The organism is Ahniella affigens (assembly GCF_003015185.1).
GTDB classification, from domain to species: domain Bacteria; phylum Pseudomonadota; class Gammaproteobacteria; order Xanthomonadales; family Ahniellaceae; genus Ahniella; species Ahniella affigens.
Genome location: NZ_CP027860.1, coordinates 762,318 through 778,458, shown reverse-complemented (window position 1 = coordinate 778,458; position 16,141 = coordinate 762,318). Strand labels below are relative to the sequence as shown.

Below are 16,141 nucleotides of genomic sequence, written 5' to 3'. Positions count from 1 at the left end.
TAGACGGCGCTGGGTTGCAGAATTGTCGCGACTTTGAACCTCACCCCGGATCAAGTCCGGGGTAACGACTTGGTGGTGTGTCGCGGTTTGCCCGTATGCGGCGGCTGGTTGATTCGGCAGCTGACCAATGTGGTAGCTCGCAATGACGCGACGACTCAATCAGGTTTGGTAACGCGCGAGAGCCCCCCGCCCACTGTTCGTCAGCCCGGACTTGATCCGGGCTGAGTTTGATCTTCAAGACCGTCTCGCGCTCAATCCTTCGGCGGCGGCGGTGCTATGACTTGCCGATTGCCGTTCGCCTCGGGTGGGCTGACCACGCCTTGGGCTTCCATTTCTTCAATCAGCCGCGCTGCGCGGTTGTAGCCAATTTTCAGGCGACGCTGCACGCCTGAGATCGATGCGCGCCGGCTCTCTGTGACGATGCGCACCGCTTGATCGTACAGCTCGTCCTCGCCGCTGCCACCTTCGCTGGGCGCTGCTTCAGGCAAACCGCTGGAGCCGATGACCTGACCATCATGCATGGTCTGCACTTCGTCGAGCACGCCCGGCAGATAGGTCGGCGTCGACGACACGGACTTCAAATGCTTGACGACACGATGCACTTCGTCATCGCTGACGAACGCCCCATGCACGCGTTCGGGCATCGCGGTCCCTGGCGGCAGGTACAGCATGTCGCCATGACCGAGCAATTGCTCCGCGCCGGACTGATCCAGAATCGTCCGCGAATCGATCTTGCTCGACACTTGGAACGCAATGCGCGTGGGAATATTGGCCTTGATCAGACCGGTGATCACATCGACCGACGGTCGCTGCGTTGCCAGAATCAAATGGATACCGGCCGCGCGCGCTTTCTGCGCCAGGCGCGCAATCAGTTCCTCAACTTTCTTGCCGACAATCATCATCATGTCGGCGAATTCGTCGATGAATACGACGATATAAGGCAGCGGTTCCAGCGGCTCGGCGGTGCGCGACGGCTCATCGGGTCGCGCCACGAACAATGGGTCGAGCAATGGGTGGCCGGCGTCTTCGGCGTCTTTGACCTTCTTGTTGAAGCCGGCAAGATTGCGCACGCCCACGGCCGCCATCACCTTGTAGCGGCGCTCCATTTCGGCCACACACCAGCGCAGGCCGTTGGCAGCTTCCTTCATGTCGGTGACGACTGGCGCCAGCAGATGCGGGATGCCTTGATAGACCGAGAGCTCCAGCATCTTCGGATCGATCATCAGCATGCGCACGTCTTTGGCCGTGGCCTTGTACAAGAGCGACAACACCATGGCGTTGATGGCCACGGACTTGCCCGAGCCGGTGGTACCCGCGACCAGCAAATGCGGCATGCGCGCGAGATCGGCAACCATCGGCCGGCCGCCGATGTCTTTGCCCAGTGCAAGCACCAGCGGCGACGACATCCGATCGTACTCTTTGGACCGCAAGATCTCGGATAGATAGACGATTTCGCGACTGACGTTCGGGATTTCGAGGCCAATCACGGATTTGCCGGGAATCACATCGACCACACGGACCGACTGCACCGACAATCCGCGAGCAATGTCTTTGTCCAGCGTCGAGATTTGCGCACCCTTGATACCCGGTGCGGGCTCCATCTCGAATCGCGTGATGACCGGACCGGGATAGGCACCCACCACTTGCGCCTCGATCCGGAAATCCTTGAGCTTGAGCTCGACTTGCCGGGACAACGCCTGCAGCGTTTCTTCCGAATAGCCCTTGGCTTGCTGTTTGGGCTCGTCAAGCAGCGACAGCGGCGGCAACTCGCCCGCAGGCAACGCAGCAAATAACGGAATCTGCAATTCGCGCTCGGCGCGCTCGCTCTTTTCAATCGGCGGCGTGCTCGTTTGCTCGATCTTGATCTTTTCGCGCTTCTGTTGCTTGACCGCTTCGACCTTGCGGACTTCCTCGCGCTCTTTCAACACCACGCGTTGCTCGCGCGACGCTTTTTGGGCAGCCATGGCCTCACGGGCATACGCAATCCCACGCAAGACGTAATCGCCGATCCGCTCCATCAGCAAAAACCAGCTGAGGCCGGTCGCCAACGTGATCGTCGCCAGAAATCCGGCGAGCAGAAACAACGTCGCGCCAAGCTGCCCCACCACGCGGCGCATGAAATCACCAATCAGCGCGCCAATCACGCCACCTGCGTTGGCCGGCAGCGGCGACGCCACTTCCCAGAAGTGCAAGTGCGCGATCGCCGCACCCGTCAACACGATGCCGGCGACACTCAACACCATCCACGCAGCATCCTGACGCTGCCCGGGCAGAATGCGCTGATCGCGAAAGAGCCGCACGGCGACGATGACAATCAAGACCGGGAAGACAAACGCAAAACCGCCAAAAAAGTTCAGCAGGAAGTCGGCAAGGTAGGCGCCAACCGGGCCACCCAGGTTGTGAATCGGGCCATCGTTGCCAGCGTGCGACCAGCCGGGGTCGGTCGGCGTAAAGCTCCACAGGCATATGGCGAAGTACAAAGCCAGGGGCAGCAACAGCAGGACCCAGCCCTCGCGCAGGCGCTTGGTCCAGATACTGCCGTTCTCGATGTCTGGATCTGCACTCATGCCTTCGGGTATCTCGTTGTTTTCAAAGCTGATCGGGAAGCAATCATTGACTGTAATGGACGAGTATACATGTCGCGTTCCGAGCACCGTGACAGGCCAGGCTGAACAAACCGGCCAGCCGCGGGCGTCTCGTTTCGAATTTCCGACCAAGCGCGGGCGAAACCGGCGTTCGCACTTGAAACTGCCAGCCGCCACCCGCATCCTTGCTGCCTTCGTCGTTCAAGGATTGTCATGAGCACCGTCAAGCATTGCCGTCTGTTGATTCTGGGTTCGGGCCCGGCTGGTTACGCTGCGGCCGTTTACGCCGCCCGCGCCAATCTGAAACCCGTTTTGCTGACCGGCATGCAGCCCGGCGGGCAGTTGACCACGACCACCGAAGTCGACAATTGGCCCGGTGATGTGCACGGCTTGCAGGGCCCGGCGTTGATGGAGCGTATGCAACAGCATGCCGAACGATTCAACACCGAGATCATCTTCGATCACATTCATACCGCCGACCTGAGCAAGCGTCCGTTCCGCTTGGTCGGTGACAACGGTGAGTACTTGGCCGACGCGCTGATCATCGCGACCGGCGCGACTGCGAAGTATCTCGGTCTGGCGTCCGAAGACGCGTTCAAGGGGCGCGGTGTGTCCGCTTGCGCGACCTGCGATGGCTTCTTCTATCGCGACCAGGACGTGGCGGTGATTGGCGGCGGCAACACCGCGGTCGAAGAGGCGCTGTATCTGTCGAACATTGCGAAGAAGGTCACGCTCGTGCATCGGCGCGACAAGCTGCGCGCCGAGAAGATCATGCAGGACAAGCTGTTCGAAAAGGTCCAGCAAGGCAAGATCGAGATCATCTGGAATCATGCGCTGGACGACGTGCTCGGCGATGCGAGTGGCGTCACCGGCATGCGCATCCGCAACCTGGAGAACGACACCGTCAGCGAACGCTCGCTCAGCGGCATTTTCGTAGCAATCGGGCACACGCCAAACACCTCGCTGTTTGAAGGCCAATTGGAAATGAAGGCCGGCTACTTGAAGATTCGGTCGGGCCTCGACGGCAATGCCACCGCCACCAGCGTACCGGGGGTATTTGCGGCGGGCGATGTGGCCGATCAGGTCTACCGCCAGGCGATCACGTCGGCCGGGTTTGGTTGCATGGCGGCGCTCGACGCCGAGAAGTTCCTCGACCACGCGCACTGAATCATGGCGATCCGTTGGCGTTTGGCGCATCGGATCGCAGACCTGGACGCCGGCACCTGGGACGCGCTGGTGCCGGACGGCAACCCGTTTGTCCGGCACGCGTTTTTGTCGGCACTGGAATTGGGTGGCAGCTTGCGTCCCGAGTTGGGTTGGCGCTCGCGACCACTGCTGCTGGAGGACGATGGCCGCTTGCTTGCGGCGCTGCCTGCGTATGAAAAGCAGAACTCACACGGCGAATTCGTGTTCGATTGGCATTGGGCGGAAGCCAGTCACCGCGCGGGCATTCCGTACTACCCGAAGCTCCTGATCGGCGCGCCCTATTCACCGGTGCCAGGACCAAGATTGTTGCTGGCACCGGAATGTCGCGACGATTCAGCGCACTACTACAACCTGATCCGCGAGACCTTGCGCGCCTGGATCGACCGGGAAACGGCTACCGGCAACGCCAAGACCCGCCAACCGCCGCGCTACTCGGGCGTCCACATCAACTTTCATCTCGATACCGAGCGCTGCCACGACCAAGACTGGATCGAGCGCCTGGATTGGCAATACCACTGGTTCAACCCAGGTTATCGCGATTTCGACGACTTCCTCGACACGCTGGTTGGCAAGAAACGAAAGAACATCCGGCAAGAACGTGACCGCGTCGCGCGTCAAGGTTGGACGTTCCGGCGTGTGCCAGGCACGAAAGCCACGGAAGCAGAACGCGACCTCTTGTATCGCTGCTATGTGCAAACCTTTCTCGACAAGGGCAATACACCGGCATTGACTCGCGAGACGTTTTCGCGCTGGTTGGCCGCGCCTGAACTTGGCGCCGTGCTGGTCGTGGCCGAACTTGAGGGCATCCCCAGAGCCATGGCGTTTCTGTTCGCCAATGACCAAAGGCTCTACGGCCGCTACTGGGGTAGCGAGATCGACGCCCCCGGATTGCACTTCGAAACGTGCTACTACCAAGGCATCGAGCACGCCATCGCCCACAAATTGAAGGTATTCGAGCCCGGTGCACAAGGCGAGCACAAACTGGCCCGCGGCTTTGTACCGGTGCCGACTTGGTCATCGCACTGGTTGACCCATCCCGGGCTCAGGCACGCCGTGGCCGGTCATGTTGCCGAAGAAACCAAAGCGCAAGTTGAGTTTGGTGCAGTGTTGCGCCGCCATAGTCCGTATCGGGATCACAGCGCCGAGGCGCCGCCCGCATGATCCGGATTCCAATCTTGAGCCCTGGGCGGATTCAGGCGTTTCCACCCGTGGACCGCGCACTCTCTGACCCAAACGGGCTGTTGTGTGCGGGCGGGGATCTGTCGACGGAACGCCTGCTCGACGCCTATCGCCAAGGCATTTTTCCGTGGTTCAACGAAGGCGAGCCGATTCTTTGGTGGTGTCCGGATCCGCGACTGGTGTTTCCGATGAGCGAGACATTCCCGAATCGACGGCTCGCGCGCTGGTTCCGACAGTGTCCGTGGACGATCTCGGCAGACGCCGCCTTTGGCGACGTGATGCGCGCCTGCGCCGAACCACGGCCTGATCAAGACGGCACTTGGATCTCACCGGTGATGGTCGACGCTTATCAGCGCTTGCACCGCCTCGGCGTCGCGCATTCAGTCGAAGTTTGGGACGGGTCAGCGCTGATCGGCGGCATCTATGGGGTCGCCATCGGCCGCGCGTTTTTCGGCGAATCGATGTTCTCCCGGCAGTCGCAGGCGTCCAAACTGGCCTTCTTCGCGCTTGCCGCCGGACTTCGCCACAAGGGGTTCGAACTGCTCGACGGGCAGGTCGAATCCGAGCATCTACGCCGCCTGGGCGGGCAATTACTGCCCCGGAACCAGTTCAGTCAGCGGCTCTCAATTCTGTGCCAAAGCCTGGGAACAACCGGGTCCTGGCAAGCAGATTGGCCCTATTCGCACGCAAGGACTTTGCCGTTCGGCCAAGTTCTGTCATGATTCCAGGGTTATTCTCGACCAGACTCGCAATGTCCAAAGACGACCAAATTGAAATGGAAGGCACGGTGCTTGAAACCCTGCCGAACACCATGTTTCGCGTGAAGCTCGACAACGGCCACGTAATTACCGCCCATATTTCCGGGCGCATGCGCAAGAACTACATCCGCATCCTGACGGGTGACAAGGTCAAGGTCGAAATCACGCCCTACGATCTGACCAAAGGTCGAATTTCGTATCGCATGAAGTGAGCGTGCGGCCGAACTTCCGGGGCTTGGCTGGCACAGCTATAATTCCGGCGTTTTCGTCTTTCCTTTACCCGGCTCGGGATTTCCACATGAAGCGCAATCTGATGTTGATGTTGGGCTTGGTCGCCGCGTTCGCCGCGTTTTCGGCCAATGCCAAGGGCGATGCCGACGCCGGCAAAAAGAAGTTCTACACCTGCACGGGCTGTCACGGCATTGCCGGCTACCGCAATGCGTATCCGGACTACCCAGTGCCGAAGCTCGCTGGCCAGAACGAGGGATACATCGTCAATGCGATGAATGCCTACAAGGCCGGTGAGCGCAAGCACCCGACCATGCGCGCGCAGGCCGAGAGCCTGAGCGAGCAGGACATTGCCGATATCGCGGCCTTCCTGTCACAAGCCAAGTAAACCGGAGGCTCCCGATGCGTTCTTTCGTTCTCCTCTCCGTTCTCGCCCTGGCCAGCAGCCAGGCGCTTGCCAGTGGCGCTGGCGCTGGCGACCCGGAAGCGGGCAAAGCCCGTGCCGCCGTGTGCGGTGCCTGCCATGGCCCGACTGGCAACATGTCGGTCGACAACAACACCCCGAAACTGGCTGGCCAGTATGAGGGTTACTTGGTCAAGGCCCTGCAGGACTACCGCGCGGGCATTCGCGTCAACGCGATCATGAATCCACAGGCTGCCCAGCTGAAAGATCAGGACATCGCTGACTTGGCTGCGTACTTCGCGGCGCAGACCGGCGATCTTCAGGATCTGAGCAAGATCAAGTAATCGGGTTTCATCCCGGTCATGAAAAAAGCCCCGGAGACGGGGCTTTTTTGTTGGCTGGGTATTGCAGGGGTACCCACAAATCGCGTTCAGGCTGATCGCAAGTAGCCCTTTCCCCAGCCCTCTCCCACTCGCGTGGGAGAGGGAGCGGTTGATCAACCCAGCATCGGGATCAGCAACAGCGCGACGATGTTGATGATCTTGATCAGCGGGTTGATGGCCGGGCCGGCCGTGTCTTTGTACGGGTCGCCGACGGTGTCGCCGGTCACGGCAGCCTTGTGCGCTTCCGAGCCCTTGCCGCCATGGTGACCTTCTTCGATGTACTTCTTGGCGTTATCCCAGGCGCCGCCACCGGTGCACATGGAGATCGCGACGAACAGACCGGTCACGATCGTGCCCATCAGCAAGCCACCCAGCGCCGCCGGACCGAGGAACAGACCCACCAGCACTGGCACGACGAGCGGCAGCAGCGACGGAATGATCATTTCCTTGATGGCAGACGCGGTCAGCAAGTCAACGGCCTTGTCGTATTCCGGCTTGCCGGTGCCTTCCATGATGCCCTTGATGTCGCGGAACTGACGGCGGACTTCTTCGACCACCGCACCAGCTGCCCGACCCACCGCCTGCATCGCGAACGCGCCAAACAGGTACGGAATCAGACCACCAATCAACAGACCAACCACCACGTAGGGGTTGTTGATTGAGAAGTCGACCGTCTGGCCCGATTCTTCGAGCTTGTGCGCGTAATCAGCGAACAGCACGAGCGCGGCCAGACCCGCGGAGCCAATGGCGTAGCCCTTGGTGACGGCCTTGGTGGTATTACCCACCGCATCAAGCGCGTCGGTGATCTTGCGGATGTCTTTGCCGAGCTCGCTCATTTCCGCGATACCACCGGCGTTGTCGGTGATCGGGCCGTAGGCGTCGAGCGCGACAATCATGCCGGCCATCGAGAGCATCGACACCGCGGCGATCGCAACGCCGTACAGACCAGCGATTTCGTAGCAACCGAGCATCGCAGCGGCCACAGCCAGAACCGGAAGTGCCGTCGACTTCATCGACACGGCCAGGCCGGCGATGATGTTCGTGCCGTGACCCGTGACCGACGCCTTGGCGACATCGCGCACCGGCGCGAATTCGGTGGCGGTGTAGTACTCCGTGATGGCAACCAGCAGCGCCGTCAGCACCAGACCGATGATTGCGCAGTAGAACAGCGGCATCGCGTTGGCGGCATCAAACATCTGCGTGGCGACGTAATAGAACGCCCCAGCGGCCAGAATGCCGGACACGGCCAGACCGCGATACAGGGCGTTCATGATCTTGCCGCCATCGCGGGCCTTCACAAAGAAGGTCCCGACGATCGAGGCCGGGATCGACACCGCGCCGAGCACCAGCGGGAACAGCACGCCCGCCCAGCCGTAGGTGGCGTACGAGATGCTCGCCACGAGCATCGCGGCGATGATGGTCACCGCATACGTTTCGAACAAGTCGGCTGCCATACCGGCGCAGTCGCCGACGTTGTCACCCACGTTGTCGGCAATCACGGCCGGGTTGCGAGGATCATCTTCCGGAATGCCGGCTTCGACCTTGCCGACCAAGTCGGCGCCAACGTCGGCGCCCTTCGTGAAGATACCGCCACCCAGACGGGCGAAGATGGAAATCAGCGAGGAACCAAAGGCCAGGCCGATCATCGGGCCCAAGGCCGTCTTCAGGCTCTCGGCGCCGGGCTCCATGCCCTTCATGGCAAACATGAAGTAGCCCGCCACGCCCAAGAGGCCCAGACCGACGACCAACATGCCGGTGATGGCGCCGCCGCGGAAGGACACCTGGAGCGCATCGTTCAAGCTCTTCGTGGCCGCCTGCGCCGTACGCACGTTGGCGCGCACCGACACATACATGCCGATGAAGCCCGCGGCACCCGAGAGCACCGCACCGAGAGCGAAACCAATCGCCGTCGACAGGCTGCCCAAACCAAACCAGATCACCGCAAACAGAATCACGCCGACGATCGCAATCGTCATATATTGGCGACGCAGATAGGCGCCAGCGCCTTCCTGGATCGCCGCAGCGATTTTCTGCATGCGTTCATTGCCGGTCGGCTGTTTCAAAATCCAGCCTGTAACCAGTACCCCATAGATGATCGCGATGACCGCACAGGCAAGCGCGATCCAAAGCCCGTTTTCCAGGAACATTTTTTTCGTCTCCAAAAACCCAAAGGAAGCCCGGCAGAACCGCCGGAAATGCATCAAGCCCCGGGATTCTATTGATTCGCCCCCGGATCGGCAATCAAAATGGGGTCTTTCCCGGGTCGGAGGCTATTGGGCCGACCCGGCCAGCCGGCACCCGCCGGGCCGCCGAATGGAGAGTCCACAGTACATGGGTGCGCACCACCACCACGGCCACGGTTCGGGCCATAGCCATTCCCACGGCCATGACCATGAGCCGGGCGATGGCAACGGGCATGACCACCACCATGACCCGCACGACGTGCATGCCCACGCCCACGAGGCGGCCCTGGGCGCGTTCCGCTGGAGCATGTTGCTGAACGTGACCCTGGTGGTGGCCGAGGCCATCGCCGGCGTCATGATCGACTCGGTGGCCCTGTTGGCCGACGCCGCCCACAATCTGGGCGACGTGCTCGGCCTCCTGCTGGCCTATGCCGCAGCCCGTCTGGCCGTGAAGAAGCCCGATGCCCGCCACACCTATGGTTATGCGCGGTCGACAATTCTGGCGGCCATGGTCAATGCCGGCATTCTGATGTTTGCGTGCGGTGCCCTGACGCTGGAATCGATCGACCGGTTCAGCGCCAGCCATCAGCCTTCCGGGATCATCATGATGGCCGTGGCAGGCCTGGCCGTTCTGGTCAACGCCGGGTCGGCCCTGCTGTTCTGGCGGAGCCAAAAGCACGATCTGAACGCCCGAGGCGCGTACCTGCATCTGGCCGCGGATGCGGCGGTGTCGATCGCGGTGGTCGGCGCTGGCCTGCTGATCACGCTGGGCGGACCAAACTGGCTCGATCCGTTGATCAGCCTTCTCGTCAATGCCGTGATCCTGTGGAGCGCCATCCAGTTGCTTCGGCAGGCGCTCGACCTGTCACTAGACGCGGTGCCGGCGCATTTGTCGGTAGCTGACATCGACCGGGCCCTGAAAGTCATTCCCGGGGTGCGCGCCTTGCACGACCTGCATGTCTGGCCATTGTCGACGACCGTGGCCGCGATGACCGCGCACATTGAACATGACGGCATCCGCGATTCCGACGAACTGCTCGCCGACGCGCAGGACGTGATGGCGCGCAAGTTCAACATCCACCACTGCACGATTCAGCTCGAAAACGTTGGCTGTCGGCAGCGCTGCGAGGACTACCCGGCGCCCTGATTCGCTTGGGAGTATGGGTCAGCTTTCCGCGAGTCAGAAACCCGCCCCGGATCAAGCCCGCGGCGACGAATCGCGAGCGTGTCAGTCAAAGCAGAGCCGGTGCTTCAGACGCCGTGAAGGAGCGGTTTCCCAAAGGTTTCCAATCCACCTCTCGTCACCCCGGACTTGATCCGGGGTGGGTTTGAAGTTCTTCGGGGCACTCAGAAAGCGCTCTAGTTCAACCGCGGTCCCGGCCGCGCATGCACGATTAGTTCGGCGCGAATTGCTGCCGCGTCCTCGGCATCGGGCTTGCGCTGCAGGTAATCCCGCCAATCCAGAATCGCCGCGTGCATGTGACCCGCCTGCTGGTAAAGGCTGCCGCGGTCGCGGCGCTCGTCCGGATCGGTGTCGTCAAACAGCGTGACTAAGCGGTCGGAGCAGCGCAGCGCGCGCTCGATCTCGCCACGCTCGCTGTAGAGTTGTTTCAGATTGCGCAGGATGCGCCCGAGAATACTGCGCGGCTGTGCCGGATCAAGCAGACGGGACATCTGCTCATCATCAAACGGATGCGCCTTCAGATACGACGACGCGCGCTTTCGCAACTCCTCCAGACTGAGCGAACGTCCGCGGTGATACGGGTCGAGCACGACCACCCCGTCGTCCAGATTCAACGACGTGAGAAAGTGACCCGGAAATGACACGCCCTCGATCTCAAGTCCCAACGAACGCCCGAGCGCGATCTGCAGGATCGACAGCGAAATCGGATTACCGAGCCGCCGAGTCAGCACCTGATTCAAATAGCTGTTGCGCGGATCGTAATAGTCGTCGTCGTTACCCTGAAAGCGTTCGGTCTCGAACAAATATTCATTCAGCGTACGCAACCGCGCCAAGCCAGGCGGCACATCCGCGACACGGGCCTGCAATGCCGTCTCATGCTCGGCGAGCATCTGCCGGCACGCATCGATCTCAGACTCGGGATATTCGTCGCCAGCAATCAGCAGCGCCCCCTCGACCAGATCGATCGATTGCGCGTCTGCCGTTCTGAGCGCGTCCCAGGCAGCGTCCTTGGTTTGGGCTTCAGCAGTCATGGCCAAGTCTCCATTTGCGATCCATCGGCTGGCTCAGCAACTCGCGGCTTGCGCGACTTGCTACCGTGCGTCGCAGTCACAGGTAGCAGTTGCATACTGAGCGGATGCCAAACAAGCCTGACCGAACGCCAGTCACCCACGCTGCAGCAACACTTCCAGCACGAACTTGCTACCCAGGAACGCCAGACTCAGGAACACCGTCGCCACCCAGACCCAGCGCGCCGCGCGTTGCCCGCGCATGCCCAGACGCCAGCGGGCCAGCAGCAGGCCGCCATAGACCAGCCAGGCGACAACCGAGAGAACCGTCTTGTGCGCCAGATGCTGGGCGAGCAGGTTTTCGACAAACAGGGCGCCCGTGAGTAAAGCCAGCGTCAGAAGCACGAATCCTGCGGTGATCAGGTGAAACACCAGCGCCTCGACCTGGGTCAGCGGCGGTACGCGCTCCATCCAGGCGGCAAAACGCCGGGCTTTCAAGGCGCGCTCCTGCAGACTCAACATGACCGCCGCCACCGCACCCATCAGCAAGGTCGAAAACGCCAGCAACGCCAGCCCCGCGTGCAGCAGAATGCGCCAATCCGTCAAGGGCTTGGGTGTACCGCCCTCGACCAGACCGAGCCCCACCTGGACCAACACACTGAGGGCAGCAATGGGGTAGATCGCCGTGCCCAGTTGCAATAACGGGCGTGTCCAGCAGATCAACAAGAACACATCGACCAGCGTCAGCCCGATGGCCGAGACCGCCAACGGGAAGCTCAACGCCACACCGCCGTCGGCACGCCAACTCAATGCCAAGGCCAACGCGTGCAGCGTGGCTGCAACCAGCCCCGGCCACAACGGGACCGGACCCACGCGCACCGCGCCACCCGCCCGATCAAAGGCGCGCCAGGCAGCAAACAAGTAGGCCAACAAGGCCAGGAGAGCAAACCAGATCCACATGGCCCCGAGTTTGGCATGGAAGGCATGCGATGTTGATGGGTGCCTCGATCAACCTCATCACGACGGCACAATGCGGCAAGTAGCCCTCTCCCCAGCCCTCTCCCACTCGCGTGGGAGAGGGAGCATTTTTCCCTCCCCCGAGATCGCGGGGGAGGGCTGGAGAGGGGGCTACTTGCGACACTTTGCCGGCATCTTACAGGCGCGTTGCGGCAAGCCGGCCGATGGTCGGTCATTCAACCGCCGACCCCTATGAATGACGGCCTCAACAATCCCGAGCCAATTCCCCAGAACCCCCTGCCCCCGGCTATACTGCCCGGCTCGCTGTAAACCGCCTCAGGTCTCCCCATGTTCGAAAATCTCAGCCAACGCCTGTCCAGTACGATCAATAAGCTGCGGGGTCGGGCGCGTCTGACCGAGGAAAACATCCGCGAATCGTTGCGTGAAGTGCGCGTCGCGCTGCTTGAAGCCGACGTGGCCCTGCCGGTCGTACAAGCACTGATCGAGCGCATCAAGGTGCGGGCCGTGGGCCAGGATGTGCTCCGGAGCCTCAGCCCTGGCCAGACCTTGGTCAAGGTGGTGCAGCAAGAACTCGCCTCGGTCATGGGTACGGCGAACGCCGACCTGAATCTGGCCACGCAGCCGCCCGCCGTCATTCTGATGGCCGGCCTGCAGGGTGCTGGTAAGACGACGACGGTCGCGAAGCTCGCCAAGTACCTGCACGAGCGGAAGAAAAAGAAGGTCATGGTGGTGAGTTGCGACGTGTACCGTCCGGCCGCGATTGATCAGCTGCAAACTTTGGCCGGCCAGGTTGGCGCCCTGTTTCACCCGAGTGAGCCGGGCCAAGCCCCGGTCAGCATTGCTGAGCGTGCGCTGGACGCCGCCAAAAAGAACTACGCCGATGTGCTGATCGTCGATACCGCCGGCCGCCTGGCGATCGATGCCGCCTTGATGGAAGAAGTCGCGTCGATCCACGCCGCGCTGAAGCCAATCGAAACGCTGTTTGTCGTCGACGCGATGACGGGTCAGGACGCCGCCAACACGGCCAAAGCGTTCTCTCAGGCCCTACCACTGACCGGCGTCGTGTTGACCAAGACGGACGGCGACGCCCGCGGCGGCGCGGCACTGTCCGTGCGTTACATCACGGGGCGGCCGATCAAGTTTGTCGGTGCGGGTGAAAAACCCGATGCACTGGAACCGTTTCATCCAGATCGCGCTGCGTCGCGTATCTTGGACATGGGCGACGTGCTGAGCCTGGTCGAGGACGTTGAGCGCAAGATCGACGCCGAGAAAGCCCAGAAACTGGCCGAAAAGGTCATGAAGGGCAAAAAGTTCGATCTGAATGACATGCGCGACCAACTTGCCCAGATGCAGAACATGGGTGGTCTGACCGGCCTGATGGACAAACTCCCGGGCATGGCCCAGATCCCCCAGAACCTGAAAGACAAGGTCAACAACAAGGACGTGGACCGGATGATCGCGATCATCAACTCGATGACGCCGAAAGAACGCCGCCACCCCGACCTCCTGAACGGCTCCCGCAAGCTCCGTGTCGCGAAGGGCGCCGGCCTGCAGCCATCTGACGTGAATCGCCTGCTGAAGCAGTATCAGCAGATGGAAAAGATGATGTCGAAGCTCTCCGGCGGCGGCATCAAGGGCCTGATGCGCCAAATGAAGGGCATGATGGGCCCGGGCGGGCCGATGGGCATGGGTCGCTGAGGCCCTTGCACAACTGATCCAACCCATTGATCCGGGTCCATTTTCCCGGATTCACCAAGACTGACCGCACGCGTCAAGCAAACCCTTCCGGATTGATTCAGCCGCCCGCTTTCATTTTCTAGGCAAGGCCGTTATCATGCGCGGCTCTCTCGGGCCGGTGGTCGGCCCTCTACGTTCGAGATTATTCCGATGGTCAAGATTCGCCTGTCCCGTGGTGGCGCACCTAAGCGTCCGTTTTATCACGTTGTTGTGACCGATGGCCGCAGCGCCCGTGACGGCCGCTCGATCGAGCGCGTCGGTTTCTACAACCCGAACGCTGTTGGCAAAGAAGTGCCGCTGTCGCTTGAGACTGACAAGATCAACGCCTGGATCGCCAAGGGCGCCCAGCCGACTGACAAGGTCAAGTTCCTGATCAAGCTGGCTGCCAAGAAGGCTGCCTGATTGCGTCATGTCCAGCCGGCGTATTGAGGTCGGCCGGATCGCAGGCGTTTTTGGCGTCAAGGGCTGGGTGAAAATCCATTCCTACACCGAGCCGACTGCGAACATCCTGAAATATCAGCCCTGGTATCTCGTTGATGCGGCCGGTGAACGGCAGATCGACAAGCCCCGGGGCAATGGGCAAGGTCAGAACATCACGGCATTACTGCCGGGCTGTGACGATCGCGAGACCGCGCAGGGCCTGATTGGCACGCGCATTTTTGTCGATCGTTCGGCGCTGCCAGCGCCCAAGCCCGACGAGTATTACTGGACCGATCTCGAAGGTCTGCGCGTGGTGAATCTGGCCGGTGTCGAGTTCGGGGTGGTCTCCCACCTGTTTTCGACACCCGCAAACGATGTGCTGGTGGTCAAAGGCGAACGCGAACGCATGCTGCCCTGGCTGCCTGGTGTGTATATCCTGAAGGTCGATCTTGCTGCCCGCCTCATTGAGGTGGATTGGGACGAGACCTTCTGACATGCGCATCGACGTCATCACCTTGTTTCCGGAGTTCATCCTGGAAGCAGCCAAGGTCGGTGTGGTCGGGCGCGCAATGGAGCGCAAGCTGCTCGACGTGCAGGCCCACAATCCGCGCGAAGACGCGGAAGGTGTGCATCGAAAGGTCGACGACCGACCCTTCGGCGGCGGCCCCGGGATGGTGATGATGGTGGAGCCGATTCGGCGATGCATTCAGCGCATCCGTGCGCTGGCTGATCCGGCCCCGGTGATTTACTTGAGCCCGCAAGGGCCAAGGCTGACGCAGAACAAGGTTGAGCAGTTGGCGAAAACGCCGCGCTTCATTCTGCTCTGTGGCCGCTACGAAGGCATCGACGAACGCTTGTTTGAGCGCGATATCGATGAAGAGCTGTCGATTGGCGATTACGTCCTCTCCGGAGGCGAGTTGGCAGCGGCAGTGGTGATCGACGCGGTCGGTCGCTTGCAGGAAGGTGCCCTGGGAGATGCCGAATCGGCCGCACAGGATTCCTTCGGCAACGGCCTGCTGGATTGCCCGCACTACACACGACCGCCGGTCGATGGGTATGGCGATGCAGTCCCGGATGTCCTGATGTCCGGCAATCATCGGGAAATCGCCAAGTGGCGCCTCAAGCAAAGCTTGGGTCGGACTTGGTTGCGACGACCGGATTTACTCCAGAGTCGCGTGCTAACGCCAGCAGAGCAGAAACTGCTGGACGAATTTCGACGTGAATACACGTCGGCACCATGAAGCTTGGCGTCTAACGATGCCGGTTTCGGGCGGTGATCAAGCAGGGTGAGCCTGTGTTGATCGAACATTTAGTCGAGGTCATGCCATGAATATCCTGCAACAGTTCGAACAGTCCCAAGTCACGCGCACGCTGCCGGCCTTCGGCCCGGGCGACACCGTGATCGTTAACGTCAAGGTCAAGGAAGGCAACCGCGAACGCGTGCAGGCCTACGAAGGCGTGGTCATTGCCATCAGCAGCGCCGGCCTGAACTCCTCGTTCACCGTGCGCAAGATCTCGCACGGCTTCGGCGTCGAGCGCGTGTTTCAGACCCACAGCCCGGGCATCGACTCGGTAGAAGTGAAGCGTCGCGGCGCCGTCCGTCGCGCCAAGCTTTACTACCTGCGTGACCTGGAAGGCAAGGCTGCACGCATCAAAGAAGATCTGAGCGCGCACACCAAGCGTTGATTGCGGAGCGTCGTTCGACGCCTGCATCAAAGTTTGTTTGTCTCTCTACCAAGAGCCGCCTTGCGCGGCTTTTGGTGTTGGCGTCTTGCTGAACGAAAACGTCAGCGCGTAAGCGTCTGTCGCGAGCCCGAACCTCACCCCGGATCAAGTCCGGGGTGACGAATCGCTAGTGGTTGGTTCTCGGACGATGGGCCACACGGCGCCA

The 16,141-nt window shown here is 61.4% G+C and carries 15 protein-coding genes and 1 pseudogene; 12 read left to right on the top strand and 4 right to left on the bottom strand.

What is annotated here, in order from left to right:
• Window positions 1–251: 251 nt before the first annotated feature.
• A pseudogene (locus C7S18_RS02830) lies at window positions 252–2,525 on the bottom strand (DNA translocase FtsK); the annotation flags it as partial.
• Window positions 2,526–2,798: 273 nt separating this feature from the next.
• Here C7S18_RS02830 and trxB point away from each other — a divergent pair.
• The 6 genes from trxB to C7S18_RS02800 all read left to right on the top strand — a co-directional run bounded on the left by trxB (window position 2,799) and on the right by C7S18_RS02800 (window position 6,703).
• The gene (gene trxB, locus C7S18_RS02825; RefSeq protein ID WP_106890119.1) at window positions 2,799–3,752 is read left to right on the top strand and encodes a thioredoxin-disulfide reductase; all 954 of its coding nucleotides are present in this window, start codon (window positions 2,799–2,801) and stop codon (window positions 3,750–3,752) included.
• A 3-nt stretch (window positions 3,753–3,755) separates the two neighbouring features.
• Window positions 3,756–4,952: a GNAT family N-acetyltransferase gene (locus tag C7S18_RS02820; RefSeq protein ID WP_170113069.1), complete on the top strand. Its 1,197-nt coding sequence runs from the start codon at window positions 3,756–3,758 to the stop codon at window positions 4,950–4,952.
• Complete coding sequence (aat, locus tag C7S18_RS02815) at window positions 4,949–5,692, top strand: leucyl/phenylalanyl-tRNA--protein transferase (RefSeq protein ID WP_106890117.1); 744 nt, start codon at window positions 4,949–4,951, stop codon at window positions 5,690–5,692. Before C7S18_RS02820 ends, aat begins: the two co-directional genes overlap by 4 nt.
• A 29-nt stretch (window positions 5,693–5,721) precedes the next feature.
• Complete coding sequence (infA, locus tag C7S18_RS02810; RefSeq protein ID WP_106890116.1) at window positions 5,722–5,940, top strand: translation initiation factor IF-1; 219 nt, start codon at window positions 5,722–5,724, stop codon at window positions 5,938–5,940.
• A gap of 86 nt (window positions 5,941–6,026) precedes the next feature.
• Window positions 6,027–6,344, top strand: coding sequence for a c-type cytochrome (locus tag C7S18_RS02805; RefSeq protein WP_240623970.1), 318 nt, complete (start codon window positions 6,027–6,029; stop codon window positions 6,342–6,344).
• Window positions 6,345–6,358: 14 nt separating this feature from the next.
• On the top strand, window positions 6,359–6,703 hold the full coding sequence (locus C7S18_RS02800) for a c-type cytochrome (protein ID WP_106890115.1): 345 nt from the start codon (window positions 6,359–6,361) through the stop codon (window positions 6,701–6,703).
• Window positions 6,704–6,855: 152 nt separating this feature from the next.
• Here the strand turns inward: C7S18_RS02800 and C7S18_RS02795 are convergent, their stop codons facing one another.
• The gene (locus C7S18_RS02795) at window positions 6,856–8,889 is read right to left on the bottom strand and encodes a sodium-translocating pyrophosphatase (protein ID WP_106893895.1); all 2,034 of its coding nucleotides are present in this window, start codon (window positions 8,887–8,889) and stop codon (window positions 6,856–6,858) included.
• 184 nt (window positions 8,890–9,073) lie between these two features.
• Here C7S18_RS02795 and C7S18_RS02790 point away from each other — a divergent pair, with 184 nt between their 5' ends.
• Entirely contained in the window at window positions 9,074–10,072 is a 999-nt protein-coding gene (locus C7S18_RS02790; protein WP_170113068.1) for a cation diffusion facilitator family transporter, read from the top strand.
• Between the two features lie 212 nt (window positions 10,073–10,284).
• Here C7S18_RS02790 and C7S18_RS02785 read toward each other — a convergent pair whose 3' ends face one another.
• The gene (locus C7S18_RS02785; protein ID WP_106890113.1) at window positions 10,285–11,139 is read right to left on the bottom strand and encodes a SirB1 family protein; all 855 of its coding nucleotides are present in this window, start codon (window positions 11,137–11,139) and stop codon (window positions 10,285–10,287) included.
• A 132-nt stretch (window positions 11,140–11,271) separates the two neighbouring features.
• On the bottom strand, window positions 11,272–12,075 hold the full coding sequence (locus C7S18_RS02780) for a cytochrome C assembly family protein (protein WP_106890112.1): 804 nt from the start codon (window positions 12,073–12,075) through the stop codon (window positions 11,272–11,274).
• Between the two features lie 345 nt (window positions 12,076–12,420).
• Between C7S18_RS02780 and ffh the strand changes: the two genes are divergently transcribed.
• The 5 genes from ffh to rplS all read left to right on the top strand — a co-directional run bounded on the left by ffh (window position 12,421) and on the right by rplS (window position 15,936).
• Entirely contained in the window at window positions 12,421–13,791 is a 1,371-nt protein-coding gene (ffh, locus tag C7S18_RS02775; RefSeq protein WP_106890111.1) for a signal recognition particle protein, read from the top strand.
• A gap of 189 nt (window positions 13,792–13,980) precedes the next feature.
• Entirely contained in the window at window positions 13,981–14,232 is a 252-nt protein-coding gene (gene rpsP / locus C7S18_RS02770; protein ID WP_106890110.1) for a 30S ribosomal protein S16, read from the top strand.
• Between the two features lie 7 nt (window positions 14,233–14,239).
• Window positions 14,240–14,743 carry a ribosome maturation factor RimM gene (rimM, locus tag C7S18_RS02765; protein ID WP_106890109.1) on the top strand — a complete coding sequence of 168 codons (504 nt, stop codon included), beginning with the start codon at window positions 14,240–14,242 and terminating at the stop codon, window positions 14,741–14,743.
• A 1-nt stretch (window position 14,744) separates the two neighbouring features.
• Entirely contained in the window at window positions 14,745–15,491 is a 747-nt protein-coding gene (trmD, locus tag C7S18_RS02760; RefSeq protein ID WP_106890108.1) for a tRNA (guanosine(37)-N1)-methyltransferase TrmD, read from the top strand.
• An 85-nt stretch (window positions 15,492–15,576) separates the two neighbouring features.
• Window positions 15,577–15,936: a 50S ribosomal protein L19 gene (gene rplS / locus C7S18_RS02755; protein ID WP_106890107.1), complete on the top strand. Its 360-nt coding sequence runs from the start codon at window positions 15,577–15,579 to the stop codon at window positions 15,934–15,936.
• Window positions 15,937–16,141: the final 205 nt, after the last annotated feature.